General features: G+C 34.8%; 16 protein-coding genes and 1 pseudogene. 6 read left to right on the top strand and 11 right to left on the bottom strand.

What is annotated here, in order from left to right:
• The first annotated feature begins 1 nt into the window (after nucleotide 1).
• The 6 genes from DMB95_RS05640 to hisIE all read left to right on the top strand — a co-directional run bounded on the left by DMB95_RS05640 (nucleotide 2) and on the right by hisIE (nucleotide 6,268).
• A complete protein-coding gene (locus tag DMB95_RS05640; protein WP_142931266.1) occupies nucleotides 2-1,363 on the top strand; it encodes a DNA double-strand break repair nuclease NurA in 1,362 nt (453 codons plus the stop codon).
• 341 nt (nucleotides 1,364-1,704) lie between these two features.
• Nucleotides 1,705-3,438, top strand: a complete 1,734-nt coding sequence (locus tag DMB95_RS05635; RefSeq protein WP_142931265.1) for a lactate permease LctP family transporter — start codon at nucleotides 1,705-1,707, stop codon at nucleotides 3,436-3,438.
• Between the two features lie 102 nt (nucleotides 3,439-3,540).
• Nucleotides 3,541-4,122, top strand: coding sequence for an imidazole glycerol phosphate synthase subunit HisH (hisH, locus tag DMB95_RS05630; protein WP_142931264.1), 582 nt, complete (start codon nucleotides 3,541-3,543; stop codon nucleotides 4,120-4,122).
• 30 nt (nucleotides 4,123-4,152) lie between these two features.
• Nucleotides 4,153-4,896: a 1-(5-phosphoribosyl)-5-[(5-phosphoribosylamino)methylideneamino]imidazole-4-carboxamide isomerase gene (hisA, locus tag DMB95_RS05625; protein ID WP_142931366.1), complete on the top strand. Its 744-nt coding sequence runs from the start codon at nucleotides 4,153-4,155 to the stop codon at nucleotides 4,894-4,896.
• Nucleotides 4,878-5,645, top strand: coding sequence for an imidazole glycerol phosphate synthase subunit HisF (hisF, locus tag DMB95_RS05620; RefSeq protein ID WP_142931263.1), 768 nt, complete (start codon nucleotides 4,878-4,880; stop codon nucleotides 5,643-5,645). Before hisA ends, hisF begins: the two co-directional genes overlap by 19 nt.
• A 2-nt stretch (nucleotides 5,646-5,647) precedes the next feature.
• Nucleotides 5,648-6,268 carry a bifunctional phosphoribosyl-AMP cyclohydrolase/phosphoribosyl-ATP diphosphatase HisIE gene (gene hisIE, locus DMB95_RS05615; RefSeq protein ID WP_137632197.1) on the top strand — a complete coding sequence of 207 codons (621 nt, stop codon included), beginning with the start codon at nucleotides 5,648-5,650 and terminating at the stop codon, nucleotides 6,266-6,268.
• Nucleotides 6,269-6,368: 100 nt separating this feature from the next.
• Here the strand turns inward: hisIE and DMB95_RS09745 are convergent, their stop codons facing one another.
• The 11 genes and pseudogenes from DMB95_RS09745 to DMB95_RS05560 form a co-directional block, all read right to left on the bottom strand.
• Complete coding sequence (locus DMB95_RS09745) at nucleotides 6,369-6,953, bottom strand: FkbM family methyltransferase (protein ID WP_238386977.1); 585 nt, start codon at nucleotides 6,951-6,953, stop codon at nucleotides 6,369-6,371.
• A gap of 26 nt (nucleotides 6,954-6,979) precedes the next feature.
• Nucleotides 6,980-7,303: a hypothetical protein gene (locus tag DMB95_RS09740; protein ID WP_142931262.1), complete on the bottom strand. Its 324-nt coding sequence runs from the start codon at nucleotides 7,301-7,303 to the stop codon at nucleotides 6,980-6,982.
• Between the two features lie 2 nt (nucleotides 7,304-7,305).
• A complete protein-coding gene (metK, locus tag DMB95_RS05600; RefSeq protein WP_142931261.1) occupies nucleotides 7,306-8,505 on the bottom strand; it encodes a methionine adenosyltransferase in 1,200 nt (399 codons plus the stop codon).
• A 72-nt stretch (nucleotides 8,506-8,577) separates the two neighbouring features.
• On the bottom strand, nucleotides 8,578-9,978 hold the full coding sequence (locus DMB95_RS05595; RefSeq protein WP_142931260.1) for a DUF2972 domain-containing protein: 1,401 nt from the start codon (nucleotides 9,976-9,978) through the stop codon (nucleotides 8,578-8,580).
• Between the two features lie 9 nt (nucleotides 9,979-9,987).
• Nucleotides 9,988-10,515 carry an adenylyl-sulfate kinase gene (locus DMB95_RS05590; RefSeq protein WP_142931259.1) on the bottom strand — a complete coding sequence of 176 codons (528 nt, stop codon included), beginning with the start codon at nucleotides 10,513-10,515 and terminating at the stop codon, nucleotides 9,988-9,990.
• Nucleotides 10,509-11,282, bottom strand: a complete 774-nt coding sequence (locus DMB95_RS05585) for a phosphocholine cytidylyltransferase family protein (RefSeq protein WP_142931258.1) — start codon at nucleotides 11,280-11,282, stop codon at nucleotides 10,509-10,511. The genes DMB95_RS05590 and DMB95_RS05585 overlap by 7 nt, the downstream gene beginning before the upstream one ends.
• Nucleotides 11,283-11,301: 19 nt before the next feature.
• Complete coding sequence (locus DMB95_RS05580) at nucleotides 11,302-11,919, bottom strand: gamma-glutamyl-CDP-amidate hydrolase (protein ID WP_142931257.1); 618 nt, start codon at nucleotides 11,917-11,919, stop codon at nucleotides 11,302-11,304.
• On the bottom strand, nucleotides 11,910-14,246 hold the full coding sequence (locus tag DMB95_RS05575) for a PEP-utilizing enzyme (protein WP_142931364.1): 2,337 nt from the start codon (nucleotides 14,244-14,246) through the stop codon (nucleotides 11,910-11,912). Before DMB95_RS05575 ends, DMB95_RS05580 begins: the two co-directional genes overlap by 10 nt.
• Before the next feature lie 35 nt (nucleotides 14,247-14,281).
• Complete coding sequence (locus tag DMB95_RS05570; RefSeq protein ID WP_142931256.1) at nucleotides 14,282-15,052, bottom strand: class I SAM-dependent methyltransferase; 771 nt, start codon at nucleotides 15,050-15,052, stop codon at nucleotides 14,282-14,284.
• Nucleotides 15,053-15,116: 64 nt separating this feature from the next.
• Nucleotides 15,117-15,891 (bottom strand): annotated as a pseudogene (locus DMB95_RS05565) (class I SAM-dependent methyltransferase).
• Nucleotides 15,892-15,982: 91 nt separating this feature from the next.
• Nucleotides 15,983-17,397, bottom strand: a 1,415-nt coding sequence (locus tag DMB95_RS05560; RefSeq protein ID WP_142931255.1) for a DUF2972 domain-containing protein, incomplete at its 5' end; no start/stop codon positions are given.

Below are 17,397 nucleotides of genomic sequence, written 5' to 3'. Positions count from 1 at the left end.
AATGGGTTATTTTAAAGAAAAAGCCTCTAAGGCTAATCATCAGTATATTATAAATAGCGAACTTGTACAAGAATATCTTAAAAAATGCATAAAAGCCAGCGATACTATTCCACAAGCAAAAGATTATGAGAGAATAAGTAGGAAAATATCTTGTATTGAAAATAAGATTGAGACAACAATAAAGCAAGTAGCAATAGTTGATGGTGGCTATACAGAGGTATTGCACAAAGAAGGAGAAATAAGCTATAAATTATGCTATTGCATCATAGGTGTTTTGGTATTAAACATACAAAATATATCAAAAAATAGAAAAACTGTAAATCCAAATGAGCTAGACTCGCTTCAAAATTTAGATAGGTTTGCATGTGTCTTACCGCTTCAAAATATAAAATTAAAAGATATGGACTTTAAACAAAGCATTAGAAAAACTATTTTTAATATTTTTATGGAAAACAAATTAGCATTTGAAAACAAACACAATTCTTATCCTTTGATCCACACACTTAAATGGCTACTTTTTAAAGAATATTCTGATAAGCCAGATGATTTCATAACTTTAATCTGCCCAACTTGCGAAAGACAAAATAAAATAAATAATTTAAACGAGCGAATAAAATGTTTTCATTGTAAAAAATTCTTGTATATAACTGATTGCTTTAAATTGCATGAGCTCATCAATGAAAATGAAAATACTAGCGCAATATGTTCTTATTTTATCAATACGCTTGAAAGCATGGTGATTATTTCAATGTTTTATATTTTGCTTCAAGAAAGAGATAAAAACAAATTATCAGAATGGCTTTTTATCAAAGACGGCTCATTAGCTCTTTTTAATGCTGTGAAAAGCTTTTCTTATAACACTATTCGCCCATTTTTGCAATATTGGTATGAGGAATCAATAAAAGATAATATTAGCTACTTTAATTTCATTGGATTAGAAAAAAATGGAACTTTTACTTGGCATTTAAGGAATGTAATTAATATTATTCCGGCGCAAACGATTGTTTTACCGAACCAAGATTATATTAAGCATTTTATAGCTGACAATACAAATATATATGGAAAAGATACATATTTTGGAATAAAAATGTTTGTAAAAAAAGATAAAAATACATCTTTTGTCTTAGATGTAGCTCTGCCTTTTGGAATCCGTGTAAAATATGAAGACTATATCAAAAATCCTTCATTTGATGACTTTTTATGTTTAAAAGAGATTTTAGAAGTATTATTCCAACTTGAGTGTAATTTATATAAGAATTCTTTTATCCCAACAACAATGATAAATAGATTTGTTTCATTATCAAATATTCCAGGCAAAAAAATTTTAACAATGTTTTCAAAGGCATTGATGAATCATGTTTAAACTAAAAAAATATAATTTAAATCTAATTTTTTTAAAATTTCTTAAAAAATTTCTCACTTTAAGTTTAATTTTAATTATATTTTCTAACAAAACTAAAGAATTATTAAAACTACTTTAATTCCTTTTTATACTTAAATTTAAAAGTCTTTTAAGTTGGTATTTTATTTAAAAAATATTAAAATAATAAGCTTTTTAAAACAAAAGAAACTTACTCTGCTTAAGATTATTTTTAAATTTTAGCTGTATAATCAACTTCGTTATTTTAACTCTTTAAAGCATAAATTTTCATCTTTTCTTTTAAAGAGTTAAAAAATCATTTCTTTAAAATGAAGGATTTTTTTATGGATACAAACACTCTTATTGGACTAAGTAAAAATATCTGGCAGCAAAACTACGATCCTTTTAACAATATCTTCTTAAGTGCGGTAGTTTCGGCTTTGCCTATAGTGTTTTTCTTTGTATGTCTCATCGTTTTTAAGCTTAAGGGCTACACAGCAGCTTTTTTATCTGTAGTGTTGGTAAGCTTGGTAGCAATTTTTGCTTATGATATGCCGATTTTAAAGGTATTTTATAGTCTTGTTTATGGGGTGCTTTTTGGGCTATATCCTATAGGTTGGATCATTATCGCGGCGATTTTTTTATACAAACTTTCAGTAAAATCAGGCTATTTTGACATCTTGCGAGAGTCTATAGTCAAAATCACTCCTGATATGCGTTTGCAAGTGATTTTAATCGCCTTTTGTTTTGGAGCTTTTTTAGAAGGAACCATAGGCTTTGGCGGACCAGTGGCGATCACTGCGGCTTTACTTGTAGGTATGGGTATAAAGCCCATTCAAGCAGCTGCGCTTTGTCTTATCGCCAACCTCCCGCCTGCAACCTTTGGCGCTGTAGGTATCCCTGTAACAGCCCTTGCAAATTTAGTCCAAGTTGATGCGATAAAAATTTCAACCATGTCAGCTATAATGCTTGCACCTTTTTCATTTTGCATTCCTTTTTTGCTCGTGTTTTTACTTAGCGGATTTAAAGGGGTAAAAGAAACCCTACCAGCTTGCTTTGTAGCAGGTTTTAGCTTTATCTTAACAAAGATCATCACAGCTTCTTTTTTAGGACCACAACTTCCAGACATTACCGCCGGAGTTATCTCTATAGCAGCACTTGGCTCTTTTTTAAAGCTGTGGAAACCAAAAAATATTATGCTAAGCGAGGATCAAAACATCACAGCACAAAATTCTCAAATCGCACAAAACTCACTTGATTCTAAGGTGCAAAAAGAAGCATTAAACGCCTCAAAACCTCAAACTATCAGTGTTAAACAAACTTTACTGAGTGGCACACCTTTTGCGATTTTAATCTTTATCATCATCATTTGGACTCAAGACAGCTTTAACGCACTTTTTGCAAATGGTGGAGCGCTAAATTTTTTAACCTTAAGCTTTGATTTTAAAGAACTTAGTGAAATTCAGCAAATCGCTCCCATAGTCAAAGAAACAAAAGCTGTAAAATCACTCTTTGAAATCCCACTTATCAACAGCGTTGGAACGGCGATTTTTCTTGCTGCACTTTGCACTATAGTCATCTTAAAAATCAAAATACACACAGCCATAAGTGCTTTTAGTGAAACTTGCAAGGAAATGTATCTTGCTATCGTTACAATCTGCCTTGTGCTTGCTTTTGCTTATCTTTCTAATTACAGCGGAATTTCAGCAACTTTAGCCCTTGCTCTTTCAAAAACAGGCGAAAGCTTTGTCTTTTTCTCCCCTATCGTTGGCTGGCTTGGGGTTGTGCTTACAGGAAGCGTTACAAGCTCAAATGTGCTTTTTGGCTCCTTGCAACAACTCACCGCCTCGCAACTTGGTATCAATGAAGTGCTTTTACTCTCAGCAAATGCCGTTGGCGGTGCGGCTGGAAAAATGATCTCTTTACAAAGCATAGCTGTAGCTGCTTCTGTGGTGGGACTCATGGGCAAAGAAGCACAAGTGCTTAGGCTTACACTTAAATATTCTCTTATCTTAGCGCTTGGAAGTGGCGTAGTCTGCTTTATGACAGCTTCATTTTTTCCTTGGATAGTGCCTTAAAGACTTGAAAAATACACAAAATTTAAAGCAAGGGTTAAAATAAACAAAATTATAGTGTTTTTCAGCTATAATTTTGTTTTCAAATACAACTCAAGGCAGAAAATGAAACTAGCCATCATTGATACAGCTTGTGCGAATTTAGCTTCTTTAGAATTTGCGCTTCATAGACTTGGCTTTACTTGTGTGATCTCAAGAGATATAAAAGAGCTTGAAAAAGCCGATAAACTCTTTTTACCCGGCGTTGGAACAGCACAAAGTGCTATGCTTCATTTACATCAATTTAAACTTATAGAATTTTTACAAACCACTAAAAAGCCACTTTTAGGCATTTGCTTAGGTATGCAAATCCTTGGGGATTTTAGCGAGGAACTTCATCAAAATACTCTAGGCATTATGCCTTTTAAAACTGAAAAATTTAAACCTAGCACTAACTTTACTTTGCCGCATATGGGCTGGAATGATGTAAAAAGCAAGCACACTCTTTTTAAAGGATTAAATGGGGCATTTTTTTATTTTGTGCATAGTTATTGTGTGGCTGTAGAAGCTGAGACGATCGCAGTTTGTGAATACTCTCAAAACTTTAGTGCAGCTGTAGCAAAGGATAATTTTTATGGCGTGCAGTTTCACCCAGAGCGAAGCGGAGAAGCTGGAGAGCTTTTGCTAAGAAATTTTATCACTTTATAAGTGTTATTATCAAAAAAAGGAAAAATCATGATAACCCAACTCATTCCAGCTTTAGATTTGCTTGATGGCAAGGTGGTTCGCCTTTTTAAAGGGGATTACGCTCAGCAAAAAAGCTATCATTTTGAACCTTTAGAAAAATTTAGACAATATGAAGAAGCAGGAGCAAAATGGCTTCATTTAGTGGATCTGCAAGGCGCAAAAAACCCACAAAATAGACAAATCAAGCTTTTAGAAAAATTAAGCAATGAAGTGGTAGTAAATCTTCAAGTTGGAGGCGGGGTAAGAAATGAAGCAGATATCAAGGCTTTACTTAAAGCAGGAGCAAAACGCGTTGTCATAGGTTCTTTAGCGGTAAAAGATCCAGAATTTACTAGCAAAATGTTAAAAGAATTTGGCGCCGAACAAATCACACTCGCCCTTGATGCCCTGCCAAATGCTGATGGAAGCGATTATTTAATCGCCATTAATGCCTGGCAAGAGCAAAGCGATAAGAGGCTTTTAGAAGCGCTTGATTTTTATGCCGAGCTAGGGCTTAAGCACCTTTTATGCACAGATATCTCAAGGGACGGCACGATGAGTGGGGCAAATGTTGAGCTTTACACTCTCATACATAGGATTTTTCCACAAATTGAAATTCAAGCTTCAGGTGGAGTAAGTAGCCTTGAGGATTTAAGACTTTTAAAGGGCATTTGTAGCGGAGTTATAGTAGGTAAAGCTTTGTTAGATGATAAATTTAGTGTTAAGGAGGCTTTAGCATGCTTACAAAACGCATAATTGCTTGCCTTGATGTAAAAGATGGACGCGTAGTTAAAGGCGTGCAGTTTAAAAACCACCAAGATATGGGCGATATCATAGAGCTTGCAAAGTTTTATTCAAATGAGGGTATAGATGAGCTTGTGTTTTATGATATTGCAGCAAGTGCTAGAAAAGAGCGAATTTCAAGGGCTTGGGTAAGCAAAGTCGCTCAAAATATCAATATCCCATTTTGCGTAGCTGGAGGCATAAAAAGCGAAGAAGATGCAAGGGAGCTTTTAGCTAATGGAGCAGATAAAATTTCTATCAATTCTCCAGCCTTAAATGATCCAAGTCTTATTGAAAGGCTAGCAAAAAGCTTTGGGGTGCAATGCGTAGTAGTAGGCATTGATAGCTTTAAAGATGAAGATGGAAATTTAAAAGTATATCAATACACAGGCGATGAAAGCACAAGCAAGCAAAGTGGTAAAAATACGCTTGAATGGGTAAAAGAGGCTCAGCAACGTGGAGCTGGTGAAATAGTGCTTAATATGATGAATCAAGATGGTATGAAAAAAGGCTATGATCTAGCCCAGCTTAAAGCAGTGCGTGAAATTTGTGCCATTCCTCTTATAGCAAGTGGTGGAGCTGGCGAGGCAAGACATTTTTTAGAAGCTTTTAAGCTTGGTGTTGATGGTTGCTTGGCTGCAAGCATTTTTCATCAAAAAGTCGTTGATATAAAAGAGCTTAAAGCCTATCTAAAGGCTCAAGGCTTAGATATAAGGATATAAATATGCAAGAAGAACTTATCTCACAAATAAATTGGCAAAAGGTAAATAATCTTTTGCCTGTTATCATTCAAGATCATAAAAGTGCTGAAGTGCTTATGCTTGGCTATATGAATGAGGAAGCTTTAAGGCAAAGTTTGAAGCTTAAACGAGTGGTATTTTTCTCACGCACCAAAAATAGACTTTGGCTTAAGGGCGAGGAAAGTGGGAATTTTTTAGATATTATCGAACTTGGGCTTGATTGCGATAATGACACGCTTTTGATCTTGGCTAAACCTTGCGGAGCAACTTGTCATACAGGAAGCATTTCTTGCTTTGAACAAATTTCTAAAAAAGCTGATATGGTCTTTCTAGCAAGACTTGAAAAGCTTATCAACACACGCAAAAATGCTTTAGCTGAAAACTCCTACACAGCAAAACTTTTTCAAAGTGGCACAAAAAGAATAGCCCAAAAAGTCGGTGAAGAAGGTGTAGAAAGTGCCCTAGCAGCTGTAGCTGGCGATAATACAGAACTTTGTAATGAAAGCGCGGATCTGCTCTTTCACCTTAGCGTGCTTTTAGCTGATCAAAATTTAAGCCTAAGCGATGTTATAGCCGTGCTTAAAGAGAGAAATAAAAGCAAATAATCAATCTAAAACAAAAAAACAAAAGGCTCATCGCAAGACAAGCCTTTTGTTTGAATTTGTAAGTTTTTCGCCTCAACCAAATTCTTAATGCTTTTGCATTTTATTCAAAAAGCACAGGAATTTCAGGCACAGCAACATCTACTGGGTAGTCAAGTCCTTTTAAAATCCCATTTTTTCTTAAAGCTAAATTTTTACCAAATTGAGCCTCAAGCAAGTCTTTTCTTACATAGCTTACTTCTATAGTGGTGCTAAAAAATAAGCCTTTACTATACCAAATTTTACCATGATTGTTAAAGTGAAAATGTATGCTTGCAAAGTTTTCATTTAGCTTATGCAAAATTTCTAATTTTTCACTTACGGCGTCGTTTTCTTCTGGATTTAAGCCATGAAATTCAAAAATCACTTGAGAAAAATACTGATTTAACAAATTCATATCAGTGTGCTTAAGCACTTCCCATTCAGCATATTCTATATCAATTTGCAAGATATTATGAGCTTTTTCATCAAGCTTGTTTTGCTCAATAGCATCTTTAAGGGTGATACTTTGTTCATCTTTGCTTGCATTGATAAAGAGTTTGTGAAAACTGATATTTTCGTGAGTATAAGGGGATTGTTCTATGCTTGCGTCATATTCTATGACCTTATAGCCTAAATTCGCCATTTCTAAATCCCAAGGTGAACGCAAAGAAACACCAAGTGATAAGGCTTTATTTATTCTATCATCATTGAGGGGGGGGGGGGGGTTAGCATAACATAACCCCCATCTTCTTTGCCCCCTATTCTACTTAAAGATGAAAGATCAAGCTCTAGCGGACGTAAAGCGGCAAGATAGGATTTGATATTTTCAAAGCACAAGTCGTTGTGATTGATGCGAAGATAATTTCTATCCCTATGCTGAAGGAGTAAAAATAAAAGCTTTTTATGCTCTTCTTGTATATCTTGACTTTCAATGACTTTTGACATTAAGATATTATAATGTAACTCATTTGATAGTTTTAGCCCACTTACAATTTCTTTAAGTAAATTTTCTTGCATACTTAACCTTTCAAAGCCTTAAAATCAGCCACAGCATCAAGTTTTTCCCAAGGATAATCCTTTTGTCCAACTTGCCCACGAGCGGCTACATCAGCATAGCTAAAATGTCCGGCTTTTGGCTTATCAAGCTCAAATTTATTTTTGATCCAATTTGGCGTTAAAGCATAATTTTTCATCACAAATTCGCTTAATTTATTATCATCAACGCCCTCATTTGTCCCCATGCAATCAACACTTACAGAAGTTGGCTCAGCCACACCTATGGCATAACTAAGTTGGACTACACATTTTTTAGCTAGACCTGCTGCGACTATGTTTTTAGCAAGCCATCTTGCTGCGTAAAGTCCGCTTCTATCAACCTTAGTATAATCCTTGCTTGATTGTGCGCCTCCGCCAATTGGCGAGTATCCTCCAAAGCTATCAACGATGAGCTTGCGTCCGGTTAAACCACTATCGTGTAAGGAGGAGTGATTGACATATTTTCCTGTAGGATTGATTAAAATACGCGTTTTTTCTGGGTGAAAAAGCTCTTTTGGTAAATTTGAATCCAAAATAAGCTCCATAATCAAAGCCCTCACCTCATCAATGTGTAAATTCTCTACACTTGGGGCTGAAACAACTATGGTGTGTATGCTTTGAGGCTTGCAGTTTTCAAAATTGCTCTTATTGCCATAGTCTATAGTCACTTGAGTTTTTATATCAACACCAAGCTTGTTTGGATTTGCCTTTGCGTAGTTATATACCTTATCGCAAAGCGCTCTTGCATAAGAAATGGCTGCTGGCATATACTCATCAGCTTCACAACTTGCAAAGCCAAACATTATGCCTTGATCGCCTGCGCCTATTTCTCCACTTTCTTGATCTACACCTTGATTAATATCAGGGCTTTGTTCGTTTAAAAACACAAGGGTTTCTACCTCATCAGGATGTAAGCACTGAGCCTTTGTAAAATAGCCCTTGCCATCATAACCTATCTTAGCAAGCGCATTTTTGACTAAGTCTTCATAATCTTTGAAGCTTAACTTGTGTTTTGACTTGACTTCTCCGCCGATGACAACCTTATTGCCTGCGACAAAGACTTCACTCGCCACTCTTGAGTCTTTGTCATGACTTAAGAGTATATCCACTATAGTATCAGCGATAATGTCCGCACACTTATCAGGGTGTCCTGGACTAACAACTTCAGAAGTGAATAGATACATTGTTTTCCTTTTGGATTTATTTGTCTAAAAGACAAGAGCGATTATAGCGAAAAATTATTCTTTTAAACTTAATTATGAATCTAAGTCTTTGCAAAGCTTTTCAAAGCTTGCATAATACTTCCAAGAAGCAAGGATATGAGGGCAGGCTTTTTTGATGAGTTTTAAGTCTTCATCGAGGAGTTTTTTAAACTCTTTTCTTTGGCTTTCATTGTGTTTTAAAAAGTCTAAAAGCTCTTCTTCTTTAAGTAAGTTTTGCTCTGTTTCATCAACCACTTCTTGCAAAGCTTTGCAAAACTCGCCTAGATAAGCTTTTGTGGCTTTAAAAAGCTCTTTGCTTGCTTTTAAACGCTCAAATTCAGCCTGAGTTGTATAAATTCCCATGTGCTTGTTAAGCTCGCCTTCATAAAATTCATTCATGATATTTATCATATTTTCATGATCAAAAAGCTGGGAAAAGAGTAATACAAGGCTATTTTCTTTGTTGATAGTGCTGTTTTTAGTATTATTTGGCTTTTTAAGGCTAAAAACTTGCTTTATATCTTTTTCATTCACAAAAAGTTTTAGGGGGAATAAATACCTTATATAGCCTTTAAATTCTTTCATTTTAAAAAGTGCTCTTTTGCTTTCATCAGGCTGTGCAAAATCAAATTTCAAGGCTAAATTTTTCATAGTTTCTTCAGCCTTATCAAAATCAAGCTCACTCATATCCATAAAATGAATTTTGGCTAAATTAAAATGAGGCAACAAGGCATGGGCTAAAAAGCTACTATTTCTAAGCTCGTTAAAATTGATATGAAGCTCTGGCTTTTTATGCCTTAAAAACTCCAAATACGCTCTAAAATCAAAACTTAAATCAAACTCAGGCACAAAATTCCTTGCAACCTTGCTCCAATCCCTACCAACGCAGTGTTTAAGCAAGCTTATAGGATCACGCAAAGCATAGATAATATTTGCATTTTGATCAAGCAGGGCAAGAAATTTATCAAAATCCTTGACATTAAGTTCAGAAAGATTTAAGGCTAAATTTTTAAATCCCCCCCCCCCAGCACTTAAATGCATAAAATGAAAGATATATCTTTCATTTGAATCAAAGGGCAACACCCAAGAAGCTGCGCAAAAGACTCCACAGCATTGATTTAAAAACCTCAAAAAAGCCGCCGCTCCACTTCCATGTGGGGAGATATAAATAAATTTATAATGTTTTGGCAAAGGCAAATTTAAATCCCATGCTAGCTGTGCACAATGCCTACTTGAATCAGTATCAACAAAATTAGGATTTAAAAGCGGAGGATAAGCTAAATGAGCGTAATTTTGAGCAAATTCACTTGAGTTAAGCCAAGTGATGATGTGCTCTAAATTCTCAAGCACAAAATTAAAAAAAGCCTCTCTTTGCGAGTTTTTAAGTGCGTTTAAAAGTAAATTTGCCCCTTGAGGACTTAGTCTTTGATGTAAGGTTGTAAGAAGCTCTTGCAAGTTTTACCTTTAAAGTAGATGAAAGGCTTGATTAAAGCTTGAAAGTATGCTTTGCACCTTTTCATCTAGCTTGTTTAACTCAGTATTATCAAGCACTAAATGAGGCTTTGGCTCATCAAATTTTATATCAACGCCGACTACATCTTGCATTTGTCCGCTTAAAGCCTTGCTATAAAGGGCTTTTTTATCGCGTCTTTTAAGCTCTTCAAAATCACATTTTACATACACTTCAAAATAATTTTGCAAATTCTTGCGGTTATGTGCATAAATTTCATTCCACATAGAAATGGCACTGACTACAACTATCATGCCTTGTTTGCTTAAAAAAGAGGCAAAGGCACTTCTTTTTAAAGACACTTCAAGGCGGGATTTTTTATCATAGCCAAAATGCCCCAAAAGCTCTCTTAGCTCATCTCCATCTAAATAAATCACATTTGCTCTATCCTTGCGTAAAGCCTCACAAAGTGCCTGGGCTATGTAGCTTTTTCCACTTCCAGCTAAACCTGTTAGCCAGATAACTGCTCCTTGAGCTAGCATGAAAAGTCCTTTAAGTCAAGTTCTAAATCGCTTTTAAAATCAATCTCACACCAATTGCCCTTTAATTTTACTGCCTTAGCATTATGAAATCTATCGATTAAGCCTTGTAAAAAGCTTGTCATGTAGATATTATTATAACTTTGTCCATCATATAAGGCGTTTTTATCTAAGCTATCAAAAAATTTGATAAAAGAAGGTAAAAAGCCATGTGAAATTTTAAAAAGCCCCATGTATTGAGCCTCAATCTCAGCCAAGCTCTTAGGCTTTTTGCCAAGCTCTTTGATAAACTCTCCTTCAAATTTTAAAGTCTCAGCATCGCTTAAAATATCATCAAACCTTGCTTGCCAGAGTTTTTGCCAGTTTAAATCCACACATATACAAAGCTCGCCAATAGCTTGCTTTAAAGCCTCGATACTATCTTTAAAATACACTATATCAGCATAAGAAATGATTAAGTCCTTTTTTTCATCTATACAGCTTTGTAAAAACTCCCTTGCTGTGAAAAGTGAATGCAGCATATTTGTGCTGGCATAATTTTTATTTTCAAAAAAAGTATTAAGCTTAAATTTTTTGCGGACAAAGTCTTTTAAAACCTCAAATTTATAGCCTCCAACCACAGCTATCTCATCTATGCCAGCTTCTTTTAGGGCTGTAATTTCATACTCAATCAAACTTTTATTTTTATACACAACCATAGTTTTTGGCTTATCTTTAGTTAAGGGCATGAGCCTTGAGCCAAAGCCTGCTGCTAGGATTAATGCTTTCACTTTTTTCCTTTTTTTAAAATCAAGCCTTGTTTAAGCTTTTCTTAAACTCATCTAAAACTTGCATATTTTCAAGTCCGCCAGCTCTTTCTATATGCCACATTGTAGCATAAATATCAAGCTTTTTGTGCTTAAAAGCTTCTATACTCTCATCATCAGCCTTAAACAAAGCTTCTAAATCCTGCCCTAAATGAGAAATACTAAAATTATGGAAAGAATTTACCTCAAAGCTCAGTTTTTCTTGCATATCTTTTACCTCGTGCTTACCTACATGATCTTGACATTGTTTTAAGTTTGAGCCAAAAAAATGTGCGATAAGCTGGGCACCTCTGCAAATGCCTAAAACTGGCTTATTTTTAAGCATACAAGTTTTTAAAAGCTTGTTTTCATAAATATCTCGCCTTTTACAAAGCTCATTTTCATTAAATACGCTTAAATCATTGCCCCCACTTAAGATCACCCCAGCTAAAAAAGGCTCATACAAAGCAAAATCAAGCTCATAGCTTAAAGGCAGGGGTAAAAAGCCTTTTAAATGTGTGTTAAAAAACACTCCCCATTCTAAGCTTAAAGCTTCTCTTAGCTCAAAATAGCTTTCATTTTGCACTAGTCTTTGAGTAATGCCAATAAATTTTAAAGACAAAATATCAACTCGCTTTCACATTCTAAACGCAATTTTTTTGCACTTAAATACTTTTTAAAATTTTCCTCTCCAACGCCTATTACAGCTGGTAAGCCAAGCTCACTTGCTCTAATTGCCATGTGTGAGTTTGCCCCTCCATAACAAGTGATAAAGCCAGCTATATTTTTAGAAAATAAATAATCATAACCTGGATCAGCAGCATAAATTAAAACTATCTTGCCCTCAAGCTCTTTTTCGTGTTCTAAGGCTACAGGAGCGATTATACTTTTTTGAGTGATGAAATTTGGAGCTAAGGTAGGCGTAAAAAAGCTAAAAATTTGCTCCTTATCAGTAATAAGGCTTGGTAATTTTAAAGCTTGAGTCAGCTCAAATTCGGCTTTGTTGATAGAAATTTGACTTAAAAGCCTTTTTTTAGGGCTTTTTGAGTATAAGGAGGAATAGAGATTTAAAAGCTCTTTAATGTCTAAGTGTGCTAAATCTTCTTTATTTATATCATAATGCCTGCCAAGTTCTTCAATGAGTTTTAAGACTAAGGAAAGTAGCTTTGAAAACTCAAATTTAAGCTCTTCTCTGCCTTCAATTGCTGTTTTTAAGAAGGCAAAAAATTCTTTTGCATTGATGATAAGCCCATTTTCTTTAAGCAAAATATCAAGCTCTTTAAGCCTTTTAGCACTGAGTTTAAAGGGCTTTTCTTGATGCATTGGTGCTTTGTTTTGCTTTTCATCAAAATACAGCTCAAAGGCTTCATCATAGCGAGGTGAGAGTATATTATAAGTGCCTGCTCTTAGGTGTCCAAAATGAGCTAAAAAGGCTTCTTTGTTAGAAGAGTTTAGATTGCAACTTGCAAGGCTTAGTTTTTTGCTAATGGTTTGAAGTGAGTTTAAAAACAAGGCTTTTTCCTCCTTGCTTAAAAAGCCTATGGCAACAAGAGAATTAAGCATTTGCATAGCCACAAAAGCAGCCCTTGCTACTCCTGCAAAAGGCAAGGTCCCATACCTCTTGCAATCTTCTATAGCCCAATAAATCTTATCTATGAGTGAAATCTTACTTTTTTCTAGCTCTTTAAAGCTTGTTTGAAGTTTTTTGCATTTTTCTATATCTTTAAGATAAAGCCCATTTTTTGGATCGATGATGGAATTTGTAAGATTTAAGAGGCTAAATTCTATGCGTTTAAGCTCATTTTCGTTAAAGCCTTGTTTTAAAAGTGGGGCAAGTTTCTCACAAAGATTAAAATCATAACTTGAAAAGACGATTTCAAACTCGATCTTATCGTGCATTTGAGGATTTTTTTCAAGCTTAGCAAGATAATAATTAGCAAGCTTATTAGCAATGCTAGCTTCTAAGTCTTTTGGGATAAAAGAATTAAAAGAAAGCCTTACATCTATATAAGCAATGCCTAAAAATGAGTGCATTAAAGGATGAGAGCGTAAATTTTTATAGCCATAATTATCCCTTTGATACGCCCAAATATGATCAGTTATAATCTCTTTATAAAGGCTAAGGGCTAGGCGTTTTGGCTTTAAGCCTATGATTTCAGCTGGATTCCAATCAGGCATAACCCCAAAAATCGCCTTTTTTCCATACACTCCAAGCCTTGAGCTTTGCAAGGACTCAAAACGTTTAGCAAATCTGCTTAAAGCCTCTTTTGGCAAGGCTTTAAAAAGATTGACTTTGTTTTTACTCACCAAAGGACGCACCTGCAAGCAAAAAAGCTCTTCCTTGTCCTTAACATGTGCAAAAGCAAACTCAATATCCAAAAAAGGACTATCAAAAAGCCTTTCAAGCTCTTTAATGAGTGTGATAATCCTTGCTAAACGCTTATCCTTAGGTAAAGCGGCATTTCTATAATGAAAAAAGCTCGTAAGCTCTTTAGCACTGCCATCAGTTATGCTTGCATTTGAACCACTTTTATCATACTGCACGCAAAAATAAGGGCTAAGATTATCCTTATCTACGCTAAAAGCTACCCCACAAAGCTTGATTTGAGTAAGCATGGCTTGAATGAGAATTTCATCATCTTCATGAGGCATAGAAGAGCCTACTTTTTTTAAGGCATCAAGTAAGGCTAGCTCGTCATTTGCTTTAATATTTGCAAGGCTTAAAAAAGCACCTGCATTTGAGCTAGCCTCGCTATCTTCACTTTTTGAAGAACTTCTAATGATAAGAGTATGAGCATGCAAAGACTTGATCTTTTTTAATTCACCTTCTTGATCTTTTTTAAGCTTGCTTAAAGAAGTAATGACACAAGGTAAAACTTGAGCTGATTTTAAAACACTTTGCAAAGCAAGTAAATTCCTTGCCTTGCTTTGAAAGTTTAGTTTTTGCATGCTTTGTTTCATTTATCTTTTCCTTAAATTTAAGCCTATTGCTTTTTTGCACTCCAGCTTCTGGTGGTGTATTTTATCTTAAATTCGCTTGGAAGTTTCTTTTTAAACTCTTCACAAATGGCTTCAAAAAGCTTTTTGCCCTCATTTGTATCTAAGTCCCAGTAAGGATTTTTCACACTTTGCCATGCTAAAATATAATTTTGCAAGCTTTGATGAAAATAAAAATCCTCTTCTAAATACACTATGTTATCAAAAAGCTCTTTGTGTTTTTCTATAAAGCTTCTTTGCTCTTCCCTGCGAACACCTCTTTCATAACTTGGCACAAAATGCGTGATGATAGCTTCAGCTTCTTTTTGCACCTCATCATTTAAGTCCCTATGATTCCACATGCATGAAAAATACGCTCCTTTTTTAAGCACTCTATACGCTTCTTTTAAGGCTAGGTTTCTATCCATGACATTAAAACTGCTCCCAAAGGTAAGCCAGTCAAAGCTTTCATCTTGAAGTCCTGATTCAAGCCCTGTAGCGCGTATCCATTCTATATCTTGTCCCTTCGTCCTATCAATGCCAATTTCTCTCATCGCATCATTTGGCTCAACAGCTACTACTTTGCAGCCTCTTTCAAGCAACATTATACTTAAATTTCCTGTGCCAGCTCCTATGTCAGCTACCCTTAAGGCATTTTGATTTGCTCCTTTTGCTAGGCATAAAAGCATGTCTATGCTCTTTGGTGCGTAGTTTGGGCGGTATTCATAAAATTTAGCGTGCTTGGTATAATCCCAATTTTGTTCAACAAGTTTTTGCATTTTTTCCTCTTTTTTTGCGTGAAAACTCAAGCCTAAAAAGAGAAAAATTTGCTAAAAACTTATCTTATTTATCAGCCTTTCTAGCCGTCCAGGCACGAATTTTATAAGGCACGATAAGTTCATCAAAACAAGAAATTTTTGCCTCAATCATGGCTAAAATTTCTTGCCATCTTTTCTCTCCTGCTTGAGCTTGTATATCATTTACAGAGTGCCAAGCTCCTAAATATCGCTCTTTGCTCCATTTTTCACTATAATCACACTCCATAAAAAAGCAGTCTGTAAAATCCCCAGTTGAAATGAGAACCTCTTCCCATTTTTTAGTGTTTTGCACCCCTGAACTCACACGAGTAAGCTCTGGAACAATATTCTTAATTTCCTTTTCGATCTCATCAAAGACTGAGCCTTCTATGATATGGCGTGGATTGTAGATGATGGAAAGGTAAGCCCCCCCCCAGCACTCTGGCAAACTCTGGCAAGGACTTTTGCGGATCAGTCCAGTGAAAAGAACTTGCCATTATAAGCCAATCAGCTGAATTTGAAGGCAAATTCGTTTGCTCTCCACTGCCTTTTAACCAAGTAATATCAAGCCCCTTAGTATCAAGCTCACCCTCAGCCCTCATCGCATCATTTGGCTCAACAGCACTCACTTTAAGTTTAAAATCCTCACAAAGCATACGCGTAAGTTTACCAGTGCCAGCTCCAACCTCAGCCACTCTAAGCTCGTTTCTTGGCTTTTGCGTGTCATTGATGCAAGCAAGTAATTTTTCAAGCAAAAAAGCACTATAAGCAGGGCGGTTGTGATAATGCTTAGCAACCTGAGTAAAATCCCCTTGTTTCATTCTTTCTCCTTTATTAAAATATAGTATTTTGTTCATTTTTCAAAGCAAAATATAAAAAGCAATTATAGCTTAAATTCATATGTTTTTAAGTTTATTTTTCTATTTTTCCATCTAAATCCTCACACATTTTTTCAAATTCATTATAATACTTCCAAGAAGCGATGATATCAGGGCGAGCTCGCCTAATATCTATTAGCTCTTTTTTTAAATGAAAATAGAGCTCTTTCTTTAAATTTTCTCTATCGTTATAGTATTGTAAAATTTGTTCTTTGCTTATTTGGATGGTTTTTTGCCTTTTTATTTCATTTTTTAAAGCTGGCATAAAACCTTGCAGATATTTTTTAACAGCTTGAAATAGTTTTTTATTCTCTTTAAGGCATTGCCAATCTTCATGATTAATAAAAATCCCACATTCTTTAAAAAGATTATTATTTTCGTGCCACTTCTCATAGTCTGGATAAAGATTTTCGCTCACTTCTTTATTAAATTTGCTTTGAAATTTGATAAGTCTCAAGGCGACAGCAAATTGCACCCCATCTTCTTTTTTCTTTAAACTTTCTAAATTTTCAGGACTTGTCTTACCCTCAAAATAAACATTAGCTATGTCATCATTGTGAGCCAAGATTATACAAGGTAGCATTCCATAACAAGGGGAATTATGCTTGCAAGCAAATTTTTCTTTTGCTTCTAGTCGAGGCTTTGAAAAATTAAAAATACTAGCTAATTTACAAAATGTATCATAACATCTATCTTGTGCTAAATCTTCAATATCAAGATAGTAAATTTTATCTTGCTTAAAATATTTTGTAATGGTATGAAAATAAAAATCACTTAATGCCATTATATGTTGATTGCAAAATCTATCAAGAGTAGGTTCTGATGCCCCATTACAAAAATAGCGAACAGTATCGATGCTCTTTTTGAAAGGAGTGCTTAAATTTATATTAGCAAAAATTTTACCTGAGGTATACTCTCCCATATAAATCCAATCGATGTGATTAATAGCAGAGCCCATTCTTCCAAAAGGATCACGAGTATTGAAAATAATTTTCTTATTCTGATAATGAGCTAAGATGGCACAAATTTTTTCTATGCATTGTTCATATCCGTAGCATATAAAATCAAGTAAATTATAATTTTCTTGGGCATGAAGCAATTTTTCATAAGATTGTTTATAAAAGCTTTCACTATTTTGCCCATTACCAAAGCCATTTACATAACGAATTTTACATTCTGGAAATATAACATAATACATCATGGCATGCCCACTTACTGCTTTCACAATAGCCATAAAATCAAACTTATCAGGCAACCCCAAATTCAACTCCCAAGCAATATCAGCTTCTATATCAGCATAAGATAAACTTTTATTAACAAATAAGTTTTTATTAGTTTTATCCTCATCTCCTACACTCTTTTGTCTTTGTTCTAAATTCTCATTTAAAACATCACAATCAAGCAAAGCAGGATAAGGATGTTTAGTCTCAAGATATTTTTCTTTAAATT

This window comes from Campylobacter sp. MIT 12-8780, from assembly GCF_006864535.1.
In the GTDB taxonomy this organism is placed as follows: Bacteria; Campylobacterota; Campylobacteria; order Campylobacterales; family Campylobacteraceae; genus Campylobacter_D.
This window is presented reverse-complemented; position numbering and strand designations above follow the sequence as displayed.

Excerpts from the sequence above, each read along its gene's own strand:
- DMB95_RS05575 (WP_142931364.1), bottom strand. The coding sequence starts at position 14,246 with ATGCAAAAACTAAACTTTCAAAGCAAGGCAAGGAATTTACTTGCTTTG.
- hisIE (WP_137632197.1), top strand. The coding sequence starts at position 5,648 with ATGCAAGAAGAACTTATCTCACAAATAAATTGGCAAAAGGTAAATAAT.
- DMB95_RS05640 (WP_142931266.1), top strand. The coding sequence starts at position 2 with ATGGGTTATTTTAAAGAAAAAGCCTCTAAGGCTAATCATCAGTATATT.
- DMB95_RS05590 (WP_142931259.1), bottom strand. The coding sequence starts at position 10,515 with ATGCTAGCTCAAGGAGCAGTTATCTGGCTAACAGGTTTAGCTGGAAGT.
- DMB95_RS05570 (WP_142931256.1), bottom strand. The coding sequence starts at position 15,052 with ATGCAAAAACTTGTTGAACAAAATTGGGATTATACCAAGCACGCTAAA.
- hisF (WP_142931263.1), top strand. The coding sequence starts at position 4,878 with ATGCTTACAAAACGCATAATTGCTTGCCTTGATGTAAAAGATGGACGC.
- DMB95_RS05635 (WP_142931265.1), top strand. The coding sequence starts at position 1,705 with ATGGATACAAACACTCTTATTGGACTAAGTAAAAATATCTGGCAGCAA.
- hisH (WP_142931264.1), top strand. The coding sequence starts at position 3,541 with ATGAAACTAGCCATCATTGATACAGCTTGTGCGAATTTAGCTTCTTTA.
- metK (WP_142931261.1), bottom strand. The coding sequence starts at position 8,505 with ATGTATCTATTCACTTCTGAAGTTGTTAGTCCAGGACACCCTGATAAG.
- DMB95_RS09740 (WP_142931262.1), bottom strand. The coding sequence starts at position 7,303 with ATGCAAGAAAATTTACTTAAAGAAATTGTAAGTGGGCTAAAACTATCA.